Annotated in this window: 9 protein-coding genes and 2 tRNA genes; 3 read left to right on the forward strand and 8 right to left on the reverse strand. The window is 52.6% G+C overall.

Annotated elements, in window-relative coordinates:
* Positions 1-10: 10 nt before the first annotated feature.
* Both HKT17_RS08865 and purL read right to left on the reverse strand, forming a co-directional pair.
* Positions 11-688, reverse strand: coding sequence for a uracil-DNA glycosylase (locus HKT17_RS08865; RefSeq protein WP_205882401.1), 678 nt, complete (start codon positions 686-688; stop codon positions 11-13).
* On the reverse strand, positions 689-4,732 hold the full coding sequence (purL, locus tag HKT17_RS08870) for a phosphoribosylformylglycinamidine synthase (protein ID WP_171099427.1): 4,044 nt from the start codon (positions 4,730-4,732) through the stop codon (positions 689-691).
* Positions 4,733-4,836: 104 nt separating this feature from the next.
* Here purL and HKT17_RS08875 point away from each other — a divergent pair, with 104 nt between their 5' ends.
* Positions 4,837-6,513 (forward strand): NAD(P)H-hydrate dehydratase, encoded by a 1,677-nt coding sequence (locus HKT17_RS08875; protein WP_171099437.1) that lies wholly within the window; start codon positions 4,837-4,839, stop codon positions 6,511-6,513.
* On the opposite strand, the gene HKT17_RS08880 is transcribed toward HKT17_RS08875, so the two are convergent.
* Positions 6,463-7,143, reverse strand: a complete 681-nt coding sequence (locus tag HKT17_RS08880; protein WP_171099440.1) for an ABC transporter ATP-binding protein — start codon at positions 7,141-7,143, stop codon at positions 6,463-6,465. The two genes, HKT17_RS08875 and HKT17_RS08880, sit on opposite strands and share 51 nt — an antisense overlap.
* On the opposite strand from HKT17_RS08880, the gene HKT17_RS08885 reads away from it, so the two are divergent.
* Positions 7,142-7,795, forward strand: a complete 654-nt coding sequence (locus HKT17_RS08885; protein WP_171099443.1) for an arylesterase — start codon at positions 7,142-7,144, stop codon at positions 7,793-7,795. The two genes, HKT17_RS08880 and HKT17_RS08885, sit on opposite strands and share 2 nt — an antisense overlap.
* 77 nt (positions 7,796-7,872) lie before the next feature.
* On the forward strand, positions 7,873-8,142 hold the full coding sequence (locus tag HKT17_RS08890; RefSeq protein ID WP_146106710.1) for a hypothetical protein: 270 nt from the start codon (positions 7,873-7,875) through the stop codon (positions 8,140-8,142).
* Here the strand turns inward: HKT17_RS08890 and HKT17_RS08895 are convergent.
* The 5 genes from HKT17_RS08895 to lon all read right to left on the reverse strand — a co-directional run bounded on the left by HKT17_RS08895 (position 8,126) and on the right by lon (position 13,356).
* Positions 8,126-10,030: a SurA N-terminal domain-containing protein gene (locus HKT17_RS08895; protein WP_171099445.1), complete on the reverse strand. Its 1,905-nt coding sequence runs from the start codon at positions 10,028-10,030 to the stop codon at positions 8,126-8,128. The two genes, HKT17_RS08890 and HKT17_RS08895, sit on opposite strands and share 17 nt — an antisense overlap.
* Positions 10,031-10,175: 145 nt before the next feature.
* Positions 10,176-10,252 (reverse strand) — tRNA-Asp (locus HKT17_RS08900).
* Positions 10,253-10,277: 25 nt separating this feature from the next.
* Positions 10,278-10,353: transfer RNA gene (locus HKT17_RS08905), tRNA-Val, on the reverse strand.
* A gap of 107 nt (positions 10,354-10,460) precedes the next feature.
* Positions 10,461-10,733 (reverse strand): HU family DNA-binding protein, encoded by a 273-nt coding sequence (locus HKT17_RS08910; RefSeq protein ID WP_105029303.1) that lies wholly within the window; start codon positions 10,731-10,733, stop codon positions 10,461-10,463.
* Between the two features lie 214 nt (positions 10,734-10,947).
* Positions 10,948-13,356, reverse strand: coding sequence for an endopeptidase La (lon, locus tag HKT17_RS08915; protein ID WP_171099447.1), 2,409 nt, complete (start codon positions 13,354-13,356; stop codon positions 10,948-10,950).
* Positions 13,357-13,384: the final 28 nt, after the last annotated feature.

Genomic DNA, 13,384 nt, shown 5'->3' on the forward strand with positions numbered 1-13,384 from the left:
TGCCCTGTCCTCACCCTTTCAGGAAATGGCTGATCGATTCCAGTACGCTTTCGAACATGGGTGCGGTTAGCCGGCCCGTTTGCGTGTTGTATCGGCTAACGTGATAACTGTCGAATAAGCGAAACGCACCCAAGTCATGTTGGGCTGCATGCCCAAATTTGAACGCACTTTGCTTTTGGTCCATGGCTTTCAGCACCGCTTGGTGCCCCACCAAACCCAGTGCCAGCACTGCCTTGGGTGGGTGTACTTTGAACTCATGGGCAATGAACTTGTTGCAGGTTTTTATTTCAGCCGGCGTTGGCTTGTTTTCCGGCGGAACACACTTTACAGCATTGCTCACACGCGCATTCAGCAGTTGCATGCCATCGCCCACAGCCATGGAAACTGGCCTGTTGGCAAAGCCATATTTGTGCAAGGTGCTGTACAGCAAGTCGCCGCAATAGTCACCCGTGAAAGGCCTTCCGCTGCGGTTTGCGCCATGCAGTCCGGGGGCCAAGCCAACAATCAACAACTCAGCATTTACCGGGCCAAAGGGTGGCACCGGCCCGTTGAAATGGTCAGGAAATTTTTGCCTGTTTTGTTCATGAAAAGCGTGCAGGCGCGGGCATGCCGTGCAATTCACATCAAACACCCTGGTGGGCCATTGCTGATCCATGACCAGAGGTTGCCACACGGTTTTACTGCCCATTTAACCCAAGGCCTTGCGCGCGTTGTAGAACAAACGCATCCAAGGCGAAAACTCGCCTGCATCTTTGGGCGCCCAGCTCATTTGCACATTGCGGAATACGCGTTCCGGATGCGGCATCATGATGGTGAAACGACCATCTGGCGTGGTGAAACCTGCCAACGCTTCAGGGCTACCGTTGGGGTTGAATGGGTACTGCTGTGTGGCCTCGCCCTGCGAATTCACATACTGCACGGCCACCAAACCTTCCGAGCTCAATTTGCCATGGTTGCCCTGGCGTGAAAAATCGGCGCGACCTTCACCGTGTGCAACCACCACGGGCACCACCGAGCCTTCCATTCCACCTAACAAAATCGAGGGCGTTTTGTTGATTTTTACATTCACCAAGCGTGCTTCATATTGCTCGCTTTCATTGCGCATCAGCTTTGGCCAATGTGTTGCGCCGGGAATTAGATCAGCCAGCGTGGCCATCATTTGGCAACCGTTGCAAACACCCAAACCAAACACATCGCCGCGGCCAAAGAACTCGGCGAACTGGTCAGCCAGTACGCTGTTGTAGCGAATGGTTTTGGCCCAACCTTCGCCAGCACCCAGCACGTCGCCATAACTGAAACCACCGCAAGCGGCCAAGCCCTGGAAATCAGTCAGCTTGCGCTTGCCGGTGAGCAGGTCGCTCATGTGTACATCCACAGCTTCGAACCCTGCCAGCGTAAACGCACCGGCCATTTCGAGCTGGCCATTTACGCCTTGTTCGCGCAGCACAGCAACACGCGGCTTGGCACCTGTTGCGATGAAAGGCGCTGCGGGGTTTTCGGTAATGTCAAAGCTGGGTTTCCACACCAAGGCATTTGGCAATTCTGCTGCGGCCTTGTGTTCGCTTTCTGCGCAGGCCGGGTTGTCACGGCGCTTGGCAATTTGATAGCTGGTGTCATCCCAAATGCCTTGAAGCTTGGCACGGCTTTCCGAATAAATGCATTTCGCGTCGCGGTAGAACTCAATCACATCGCGGTCATTTGGCTTGCCGATAATATTGCTGTGTTTGCTCAAATTGAAGTCGCGCAGCACCTGCATGGCTTCGCTTTTTTGAGCTGCTGGCACTTGCAGTACCACACCCAGTTCTTCGTTGAACAAGGCTTTCAGGGTAAGTTCGCCGCGCTGCACGCTGACCTGTTCTGGGCGAATTTTGAAGTCGCCCCAATCGGCTGAATATGGGTCAATGGTGATCAAGTCCAGGTTAATCGACAAACCACATCGGCTGGCAAAACTCATTTCCGCCAAGGCGGCCAGCAGACCACCGTCGGAGCGGTCGTGGTAAGCATGTACCAAGCCTTTCTGGCGTAAGGCATTCAAAGCCTGTGCGAAGTTTTTAATGTCGCTTGCATCCTCCACATCGGGTACATCGGTGCCCAACTGGTTGGTCACCTGTGCCAACACGCTGGCGCCCATGCGCATTTTGCCGCGTGCCAAATCAACCAGCACCAGCACGGTGTCTTCAGCAGTGTTCAGCACAGGCGTTAGCGTGCCACGCACATCGTTGATTTTTGAGAAAGCAGAAACAATCAAGCTGACAGGCGACAACACTTCCTTCTGCACATCGCCCTCATTCCAGCGGGTGCGCATGGAAAGCGAATCTTTGCCCACTGGAATGCCCAAGCCCAACTGTGGGCAAAGGTCCATGCCAATGGCTTTCACGGTGTCGAACAAAGCCGCATCTTGCCCGGGTGTGCCGCAAGCCGCCATCCAGTTGGCGCTCAGCTTCACGTCTTCCAGTTTTTCAACAGGTGCAGCCAGCAGGTTCGTAATACTTTCTGCAATCGCCATGCGGCCTGAAGCAGGTGCATTCAACACTGCAAGCGGTGTGCGCTCACCCATGGCCATGGCCTGGCCAGCGTAGCCGGTGTAATCGTCAATGGTCACTGCCACATCGGCCACGGGTACCTGGTAAGGCCCCACCATTTGGTCGCGGGCTGTGAAACCACCCACCGTGCGGTCGCCAATGGTAATCAGGAAACGCTTGGAAGCCACAGCGGGGAATTTCAGTACTTGTTCAATGGCCTGCCCCAATTCGGTTTGGGTCAAATCCATTGCCGCCTTTACCGTTTCAACACGATTGTCGTTTCGTTCCATGCGTGGTGGCTTGCCCAGCAAAACTTCCATGGGCATATCAACGGGGTTGCTGGTGCTTTCAGCATCCAGCACTTTCAACTGCCGTTCATCGGTTACAACACCCACCACACAGAAGGGGCAACGCTCGCGCTCACACAGTTGCGTGAACAGTTCAAGCGATTCAGGCGCAATACCCATCACATAGCGCTCTTGCGATTCATTGCACCAAATCTCTGCAGGACTCAAACCGCTTTCATCCAGATTCACTTTGCGCAAATCAAATTCTGCACCTTTGTTCGATGCATCGGCAAGTTCGGGGAATGCGTTGGAAATACCGCCCGCGCCCACATCATGAATGCTCAAAATCGGATTGGCCTCGCCCAGAGTCCAGCAGCGGTCGAGTACTTCCTGCGCACGGCGTTCCATTTCAGGGTTGGCACGCTGTACAGAATCAAAATCGAGCGACTCTGTGTTGGTACCGGCATTCATCGACGAAGCTGCACCACCGCCCATGCCAATGCGCATGCCAGGGCCACCCAGTTGAATCAACAAGCTGCCCGCAGGCAAATCGCACTTGTGGGTGTGCACTTCCCGAATGTTGCCCAGGCCACCCGCAATCATGATGGGCTTGTGATAACCATAAACACGATCACCCACACGTTGCTCGAATGTGCGGAAATAGCCACCCAGGTTTGGGCGACCAAATTCATTGTTGAAGGCAGCCGCACCAATTGGGCCATCGATCATGATTTGTTCAGGCGTGGCGATGCGTGTGGGAATGCCGACAGGCTGTGGCTGCTCTGCACGTTGCTCCAGTGGCACCAATGCGTCTTGCCCACTTTCCCAGCTTTCATTGCCACCTTCAAAACGCAAATGCGAGGTGGTAAAACCACACAGGCCAGCTTTGGGCTTGGCGCCACGGCCAGTGGCACCCTCGTCACGTATTTCGCCGCCTGAACCGGTGGCAGCGCCCGCATATGGCGAAATAGCGGTGGGATGGTTGTGGGTTTCAACCTTGATCACAAAATGCGTGGTTTCCTCGTGCGGTCGATACACGCCATCCGCATCAGCAAAAAAGCGCTCAGCCTTGCCACCAGCAATTACGGCTGCATTGTCGGAATATGCCACCACCGTGCCTTGCGGCGTGGTTTTGTGGGTGTTGCGAATCATCCCGAACAGTGTTTCATTTTGCGCCTGTCCGTCAATCGTCCAGGTTGCGTTGAAAATTTTGTGACGGCAGTGTTCGCTGTTCGCCTGCGCGAACATCATCAGTTCGACGTCTGTGGGTGAGCGACCCATCACAGTATAGGCATCCAGCAGGTAATCAATTTCATCGTCGCTCAGCGCCAGACCAAGTTCGCTGTTGGCTTTCACCAGGGAATTACGTCCTTCGCTAAGCTCCACAATTTGGAGGCTTTTACCCTGCAGGGGCAGGAACAGGCCTTTTACATCAAAGCCATCGGGCAAAACAGTCTCGGTCATGCGGTCGTAGAGAACAGCCTTCAAGGCTTGCAACGCTGTGCCTTCGGGCAGCTTGCTGCCACCCAGCAGGCCCTTTTTGAATGTCAGTTGAAACTCAATACCGCGCTCCATTCGCACCACATTGGCCAGGCCAGCGTTGTGAGCAATGTCGGTGGCCTTGGAGGCCCAGGGGCTGACCGTACCCAAGCGGGGAACAACCACACAGCTGAGGTCGACACGGTCCAAAGCCGGCGCAGGATGGCCGTAATCGAGCAGGCCTTCCATCACCTTGCGCTGCGGCCCCTCCAGCGCACCCCGGGTGGCCACAAAATGAACGAAATGCGCACGCACCGCCGACACGTTTGAATCAATGGCTTGCAGGCGTTTCAGCAAACCTTCTGCACGAAAAGCAGACAAGGCAGACGCGCCGTGGAAGGTGGAAACATCGAATTGATCAGCCGAAGACAGGGCAAGAGACATAACAGCAGCGGGGGTGGTTGAGGTAATCTTGAATTATAAGTGCTATGGCCCCGAAACTGGGCACAAAGCCCGGATAAACCACCCTGAATTTCCTTGGAATACGCATGCCCGAACTGATTGAACTAAGCCCCGAGAACCTTGACCATGCCAAATGGCAACAGTTGGACCAAAAATCAATGCCGGTGCTGTCAGTCAAGCAAATCCGGGCGCTGGAACAGGCGGCTTTTGCGCACATCGATTCTTTTTTGCTCATGCAAGCCGCCGGGGTACGGTCGGCCCTGAAAATTGTCGATCAAATTGTTCACAGCAAGACACATTCACCGCCTTGCCTGGTGCTCGCCGGGCCAGGCAACAATGGGGGAGATGCCTGCATTGTGGCCGGGGAGTTGAAACGCAAAGGCCTGCAAGTCAACCTTCTGCAAGTAAGCGATGGAAAAACAGGCTCAAAAGACCGCATGCAGGCTGTATTGTGGGCTTTGGCACACGGTGTTCAACCCATGGAATTTGAACCCGACATGCCCTTGCCTGACATTGATACCGGCACAGTGATTATCGACGGGCTGCTGGGAATAGCCTGTGACAGATCCCCACAGGGTGCAATAGAGCGATTGATTCGACATGTGAATGCCCACCACCACAAGGCCTGGGTTTATGCGCTGGACTGCCCCAGCGGGCTGAACTGCGATACGGGTAGTGCGCCCGGCGCAGCGGTTCAGGCGCACACCACTTTCAGCTACCTGGCCTGCAAGCACGGCCTGCTAAGTGAACAAGGCAAAGATTTGTGCGGTGAGCTGTGGATAGACACGCTAAATTGCGACGCCCTGCTTGATACGGGGCCGCACACGGCCGAATTGGGCATGTTTGTTCACGCGGTTTCCCGGCTTGATCAATTGCAACACCTGCCAAAACGAGGCCATCAGCACCACAAAGGCAGCTTTGGCAGCATTGCTGTGCTCGGTGGCCAACAAGGCATGGTAGGAGCCTGCGTACTGAGCGCCAGAACCGCCCTGATGCTGGGCTGCGGGCGAGTAGCCTTGACGCTGCTGCATGAAGCCGACATGCACTTGCCCGATGTTCAGCGTCAAGGCCAATCACCCTTTCTCGACCTGATCTTTCCGGAAATCATGAACAAGGGGCTGGAAAGCAATCTTGAGTTTGCGGATACGGCTGTGATCGGCCCAGGCTTGGGGCAAAGTGAAGAGGCCTTGAACATGGTTCATGCACTGCTTGAACACGACAAAGGTCTGGATATGGTGTGGGACGCCGACGCACTGAACCTTCTTGCAGCCAATTCGGTATTGCGTGCGCGGCTACAGCACTACCGGCGAAAACATCGCTCTAAAAACCTGGTGTTGACGCCGCACCCGCTGGAGGCCGCACGCCTTCTCCAAAGCACAACTGAAATGATTCAGGCCGATCGCGTGAAGGCGGCGCAATCCCTGGCCTCTCAATTTGACTGCACCGTGGTGTTGAAAGGCACTGGCAGTTTGGTCTGCAATTCGAATCAAATTGAGATCAACACCACGGGTGGCCCCGCACTGGCGACCGCAGGCAGTGGAGATGTACTTGCCGGCGCAGTAGCGGCCATGTTGGGGCAAGGTCTGGATGAATTCAAAGCCGCATCATTCGCGGTGTATCTACATGGGCTGTCGCTTGAACCGCTGGCGGGTGAGCGAGAGGGTTTGTACGTTTCACATGCGAGCGAAATTGCCGGGCGGATGAAAGCGTGGTTAAACCACCTCTTGGGCCAAAGCGCCCGCCGCAATGGTCAATTGCCGTGAACAGCGTGCCGCAAGCTTGTCATCGTGGGTCACCAGAATCAAAGTGGTGCCCTGCTCTTTCTGAAGGTCAAACATCAAGTCAATTATTCGCTGGCCGGTTGCAAAATCCAGGCTGCCAGTTGGCTCATCGGCGAACACAATCGTGGGTTTACGCACAAACGCCCTAGCCAAGGCCACGCGTTGCTGCTCGCCTCCCGAAAGGGTTTTGGGTGTGTGGTTGAGGCGATCACCCAAACCCACCCGCTCAAGCATATCCTTACAGGCCTTTTCGCGATTTTGCATTGGCGTCAGTTCAGTAGCCAGCATCACATTCTCAAGTGCACTCAAGTGATCCAACAACTGAAAGGATTGAAATACAAAACCCACATGCTCAGCTCGCAGGCTGGCACGGCGGTCTTCGTTAAGTTGAGTTAAGTCTTCCCCCAAAAAGCGAACTGCGCCACTGGATGGAATGTCCAACCCAGCAAGCATGCCCAACAATGTGGATTTGCCTGAACCGGAGGCACCCACAATGGCAACCGCTTCGCCTTGATTTATAGTGAACGAAATGTTCTCAAGAATGGACAAACTGCTTTGCCCGTCTTGAACCAGCTGATTTAAACCTTCGACTTCGAGGATTGCACGACTCATGTTTGCCTTTACTGCAAAAAAAATTAACAACGCCTTCGCATTGGGCCTGATCGCTTTTGGATTATCCACCAGTGTATCCAGCTTTGCGGCAACTACAGGCCAGGAATGCAAAATACTGGTGATGGGCGACAGCCTTTCGGCCGCTTACGGCTTGCCCAAAGAACAAGGTTGGGTCGCTTTAATGGAGGTCCGTTTGGCTGAAAAGTTCCCGCACTGCAAGGTCGTGAATGCGTCAGTGTCAGGTGAAACCACAGCCGGGGGGAAAACACGCTTGCCAGCCCTGCTGAAACAACACCAACCCACACACATGATTTTGGAACTTGGCGCCAACGACGGATTACGCGGATTGTCCCTGGACACGATGAAAGACAACTTGACCAATATGCTGGTCACGGCCCGGCGCAATGGCGCTCAGGCTGTACTGATTGGCATGCAAATTCCATCGAATTACGGGCCAGCATATGCCCGCCGCTTTGGCGATACATTCCCAGAGGTAGCACGAAAACAGAAGGTGCCTTTGGTGCCGTTTATGCTGGAAGGTTTCGCGCTAGACCCCACTGCGTTTCAAGCAGATGGAATTCATCCAAATGCGGGGGCGCAACCGAAAATTCTGGAAAATATTTGGCCGACGTTTTCAGCGACATTGAAGTGAAGATATTACGGGTAGCGTATACGAGTTCGCGTTATCTTTTACCGCGTGCGCTAAGCGACTTAAGGTGAGGTCTGGATTTGCAGCAGCGTTACATCGTTCTGCTGATTCAAGATCAAGTCGCCCATTTTGATTCGCAGCGAGGGGCAGATCCGCCAGGATCTGATGCGAAGACGCGCTCGCGTTTCGCATGCCCTGAGCCAGATTCAAAAAGGGGAATTCGACTTGATCAAGGCAGAATGAGTGACGCGCTGCAAATCAACTACAACCACGTCAATCGGGGATGCGATGCGCTGCAAATCGACCACATCAGCATCCACTATACCTGCAAGATTAAAACGTCTTCTTGATCTCGACTTCAACACGCTTTTTCATGGCATCGCGTGCAGCCAGCAGCAAGGCTTCCTGATACACCTGCCCTGCAATATTCTCGTAGTACTGAACCACCTGCGGATCTGCTTTCGCTTTGACTTCCGAAGACGGTGCACTGCTTTCAACCCACGCCACCGCATAGCCGTTGTTGCCTAGTCCAACCACCTTCGCTTTGGGTAGTTCAGACACACCCGTGTTCAACACGGACTGAGCCACCAAACCAGGCAAACCCTCCGCGCTCAGAGCGGACACTGTTCTTGAATCCGCAAAACCGGTCAACAAATCAGAACCAGCCTGTGGCTTTTCACTGTCCAGCTTGGCAGCCAAAGCATCTGCGTCTTTCAGTGCAGCCTTTGCAGCTTCTTCCTGCTTTAAGCGAGCCTGAATCACTGGCTTCATTTCCTCCAGCGGGCGTGCTGCTGCAGCCGTGTAATTCACGATGCGGGCAGACACCATGGCTTCACCCACTTGCACAGCCTTGGTGTTGTTTTTACTTTCAATCGAGTCCGATGAAAAAATTTCTGCCATCACTTTCGCGTCTTTCAAGACCTCTGGCGCGTTGGCTACACCTTGCGTCAAACCATTGAATGTTTGTGCCTGCACACCAAGTGCCTTGATCACGTTCTCAAACGACTGACCACCTTCATACACCAACTCGGTGAAGCGCCCTTGTGCATCGGCATACTGCGCAGTCATCTTTTGATTTTTGATTTCATCTGAAATTTGAGTTTTCACTTCCTCAAGTGCTTGAACCTCACCACCACGAATGTCGGTTACCTCAACAATGTGATAACCAAACTGGCTCTTCACCAAGCCGCTGAGTTCGCCTTTCTTCTGAGAAAACACGGCCTGTTCAAACTCGGGAACCATGGCGCCTTTGCCGAAGAATCCGAGATCTCCACCCTGATTTGATGAGCCCGGATCGATTGAGTATTGCTTGGCAATTTCAGCAAACCTGGATGGATTCGCTTTCAACTCGGCCAACACTTTTTCCGCCGCTGCCTTCAGTTCGTCTGCAGAGGCACCTTCTTTCTCGGCATCCAGCAAAATGTGGCGTGCACGACGTTCTTCAGGAGCAGAAAAACGGGCCTTGTTTTGTTCATAGTAAGCTGCAATGTCTGCATCGCTCACTGCAATCTTGGATTTGATGGTGTCTGGCGACAACACCACATATTCCACATCGGCTTTTTGAGGTGCCATGAATTGGGTTTTGTTCGCTTCATAAAATGCAGCCACTTGCTCATCCGTAATACTGACGTTGGCCAGGTATGGGGCCAAGTCAATATTTTTAACGCGCACCACTCGACCGGCCAACTGCACATCATCCAGCTGGGTTTTCAGTGTTTCCGGGAAAAAAGAAGCACGCAAAACCGGGTCAAGCACCTGGTTTCTCGCCAAGCCAAAACGCACATTTGCCTCGTGCTGCGCAGGCGTTAAACCACGTGCAGCCAACTCGCGCTTGTAAGTTTCAAGATCGAATTTGCCATCCACCTGAAACAAGGGAGTGCGAGCGATGTCTTCAGCCAAGGCTTTGTCTGAAGCCGTCAAATATTGCTTTTGTACCGACTGTTGAAGCAAATATTGAAGCACCAATGTATCCAACAATTGGCGATTGATTTCTGGTGATTCAAACACCTTTGGATCAAAGTTGTCGCCTGACTGCGCACGTGCTTCTTCAATACGCTCACGCTTAACCTGATCGAACTCTTCCTGGGTAATTGGATAATCGCCCACAATCGCCAACGCGTTTGCGTCAGCACTGACAGTGTTGTACCCCTCAAGACCAAACAAGGCAAATGCGGGTGCAATAAACAGCAGCAGCACAAACTGCATGATCTTCTGATTGTTTCGGATGAATTCAAACATGTTTTGTAGGTATTTAGTGTTGAACAACAAGCGGATACTATACCTGAAGGTAAACACCGGAAAACCGTGTGGGGCGCGGCCGGGGTTGGAAATGAATGAGAGCGTGGAAATGAAAAAAGGGAATCCGAAGATTCCCTTTTTTGTTTGGCGGAGTGGACGGGGCTCGAACCCGCGACCCCCGGCGTGACAGGCCGGTATTCTAACCAACTGAACTACCACTCCAGAGTTGGTTGCTGTTTCGCAATGTTGGTGGGTGCTGAGAGGCTCGAACTCCCGACCTAAGCCTTGTAAGGGCTCCGCTCTACCAACTGAGCTAAGCACCCGACGCTCACTGTTTTACTAGTGTTTGTCTTGCTGCGAATCAGCCAAGACCGCAATTATATACAAATTAACTCGGCCTGCAATACCTTTTGTCAAAAAAATTTTAAATTTAATTCACTGCGTCTTTCAGGGCTTTGCCGGGACGGAACTTGGGCACTTTGGCTGCCTTGATTTTGATTGTTGCGCCAGTGCGTGGGTTACGGCCGCTGCGTGCAGCACGCTTGCCAACAGCAAAGGTTCCAAAACCAACCAAAGTTACTGATCCACCTTTTTTCAAGGTAGTTTTAACAGCAGCAATCATTGCATCCAATGCACGACCAGCGGCCGCTTTGGAGATTTCTGCTGACTCAGCAATTTGATCGATCAGTTCGGTTTTATTCATGTAAAAAGCCCCCTCATGGTGACAAATAAAAAGTGCCCAAAAACAGGCACCACGTTGCTTCCAGTTCTTAATTTAGACATGCCTGAAACCTAGCTGTCAACACATTTTGCGGGCGGATAACCCTTATTTTTCAAGCCAGCTAAGGCTTTCCGCGATGCACAAAAAAAAACCTCCACATTTTCATGCGGAGGCTTGTTCAAAATACCGATTGATATCAGTGCTTTACACTTGGGTTTGCAGCAGCCTCATCAGCTTTGCCCGCAATTACCTCGGCCGGCTCGGAGACTGGCTCTGGTAGCGATTCCAAGGCATGTTGCAGCACTTGATCAATCCATTTCACCGGAATAATCTCCAAACTATTCTTCACATTGGCTGGAATTTCTGCCAAATCCTTCACGTTTTCTTCGGGAATCAGCACTGTTTTAATACCACCGCGGTGAGCAGCAAGCAGCTTTTCTTTCAAGCCACCGATACCCAAAACTTCGCCACGGAGAGTAATTTCACCAGTCATTGCAACGTCAGAACGCACCGGCATATTCGTCAAAGTCGACACCAATGCAGTGGTCATCGCAATACCGGCTGAGGGCCCATCTTTCGGTGTCGCGCCTTCAGGTACATGCACGTGAATGTCGCGCTTCTCGAAAGCATCGTTGCGAATTCCCAATCGGTTCGCGCGTGCGCGCACCACTGAACGGGCAGCCTCCACCGATTCTTTCATCACATCACCGAGAGAACCTGTGCGAATGACATTGCCCTTGCCTGGCATGGACACAGTTTCAATGGTCAGCAATTCACCGCCCACCTCCGTCCATGCCAAACCAGTGACCTGACCCACCTGATTTTCTTTTTCAGCCATGCCGAAATTGAAGCGACGAACGCCCAGGAATTTGTCGAGGTTCTTCGGAGTCACCAGCACTTTCTTTTCGTTTTTGCCCAACACCATTTGACGCACAACCTTGCGGCAAATTTTGGACATTTCACGCTCAAGACCACGCACACCCGCCTCGCGGGTGTAGAAGCGAATGACATCACGAATTGCTGCTTCGGAAACACTCAGCTCTTCGTCTTTCACGCCGTTGTTTTTCAACTGCTTGGGCAGCAAATACTTTTGCGTGATGTTCACTTTCTCGTCTTCGGTGTAACCGCTCAAGCGAATCACCTCCATGCGGTCCAACAAAGCATGTGGGATGTTCAGTGAGTTTGCAGTGGCCACAAACATCACATCGCTCAAGTCGTATTCCACTTCCACGTAATGGTCTATAAAGGTGCTGTTCTGCTCGGGATCCAGTACTTCCAACAAAGCCGATGCGGGGTCGCCACGGAAGTCCTGTCCCATCTTGTCGATCTCATCCAGCAAAAACAGCGGATTGCGAACACCTACTTTCGTAATGCTGTTCAATACCTTGCCAGGCATGGAACCAATATAGGTTTTGCGGTGGCCACGAATTTCAGCTTCATCACGCACGCCACCCAAGGCCATGCGAACAAACTTGCGGTTTGTTGCCTTGGCCACAGATTGTCCAAGCGAAGTTTTACCAACTCCGGGGGGACCCACCAAACAGAGAATAGGTGCCTTCAGTTTGTCGACACGCTGCTGCACCGCGAGGTACTCCACAATGCGCTCTTTCACTTTCTCCAAACCATAATGATCTTCATCCAATACCTTTTCGGCATTGGCAAGGTCGTTGTTGATTTTGGTTTTTTTCTTCCAGGGCAAACCCACCAAAACGTCGATGTAATTGCGAATCACAGTGGCTTCAGCAGACATGGGCGACATCAGCTTGAGCTTCTTCAATTCGGCTTCGGCTTTTTTCAGGGCTTCCTTGGGCATGCGCGCAGCCTTGATTCGCTTTTCAAGCTCCTCCATGTCCGCGCCATCTTCGCCCTCACCCAGTTCTTTCTGAATGGCTTTGACCTGCTCGTTCAAATAGTACTCGCGCTGGCTTTTTTCCATTTGGCGCTTTACACGACCACGGATGCGCTTTTCCACCTGAAGAATATCGATCTCGGTTTCTAGTTGAGACAACAAAGCTTCCAAGCGCTGGGCAATGCTGAAGGTTTCCAAAATGGATTGCTTCTGCTCCAGCTTCAATGGCAAGTGGCTGACAATGGTATCCGCCAATCGGCCGATGTCTTCAATGCTGGCCAGCGATGTCAAAATTTCTGGCGGAATTTTCTTGTTCAATTTCACGTAAGAATCAAACTGCGCCATCACGGCACGCTTCATGGCCTCGGTTTCCGGGCTCTGTGAAGGATCGGGCAGCAAGGGCAAAGCCGTGGCCGCGAAGTGTGTTCCCTCATCCGTTACCTTGGTCAAACGTGCACGCTGCACACCCTCTACCAAAACCTTTACGGTGCCGTCGGGCAGCTTCAGCATTTGGAGTACATTGGCGACACAGCCGATGTTGTAAATGTCTTTGTCGCTGGGTTCATCTTTGGTGGCAGATTTTTGCGCCACCAGAAGAATACTCTTGCCTGTTTCCATCGCGATTTCCAACGCTTTGATGGATTTTGGACGGCCCACGAAAAGCGGAATGACCATGTGCGGGAACACGACTACATCTCGCAATGGAAGCAGTGACAATTCGATGGGTTGTTCCGGAAGCACGTTAGTTGCTGACATATGAATCACCTATTAAATGCATAACCCT

It is taken from the genome of Limnobacter sp. SAORIC-580 (assembly GCF_013004065.1).
GTDB lineage: Bacteria > Pseudomonadota > Gammaproteobacteria > Burkholderiales > Burkholderiaceae_B > Limnobacter > Limnobacter profundi.

Coding starts and splice junctions, on each gene's coding strand:
- HKT17_RS08865 (WP_205882401.1), bottom strand. CDS start 688: ATGGGCAGTAAAACCGTGTGGCAACCTCTGGTCATGGATCAGCAATGG.
- purL (WP_171099427.1), bottom strand. CDS start 4,732: ATGTCTCTTGCCCTGTCTTCGGCTGATCAATTCGATGTTTCCACCTTC.
- HKT17_RS08875 (WP_171099437.1), top strand. CDS start 4,837: ATGCCCGAACTGATTGAACTAAGCCCCGAGAACCTTGACCATGCCAAA.
- HKT17_RS08885 (WP_171099443.1), top strand. CDS start 7,142: ATGTTTGCCTTTACTGCAAAAAAAATTAACAACGCCTTCGCATTGGGC.
- HKT17_RS08880 (WP_171099440.1), bottom strand. CDS start 7,143: ATGAGTCGTGCAATCCTCGAAGTCGAAGGTTTAAATCAGCTGGTTCAA.
- HKT17_RS08895 (WP_171099445.1), bottom strand. CDS start 10,030: ATGTTTGAATTCATCCGAAACAATCAGAAGATCATGCAGTTTGTGCTG.
- HKT17_RS08910 (WP_105029303.1), bottom strand. CDS start 10,733: ATGAATAAAACCGAACTGATCGATCAAATTGCTGAGTCAGCAGAAATC.
- lon (WP_171099447.1), bottom strand. CDS start 13,356: ATGTCAGCAACTAACGTGCTTCCGGAACAACCCATCGAATTGTCACTG.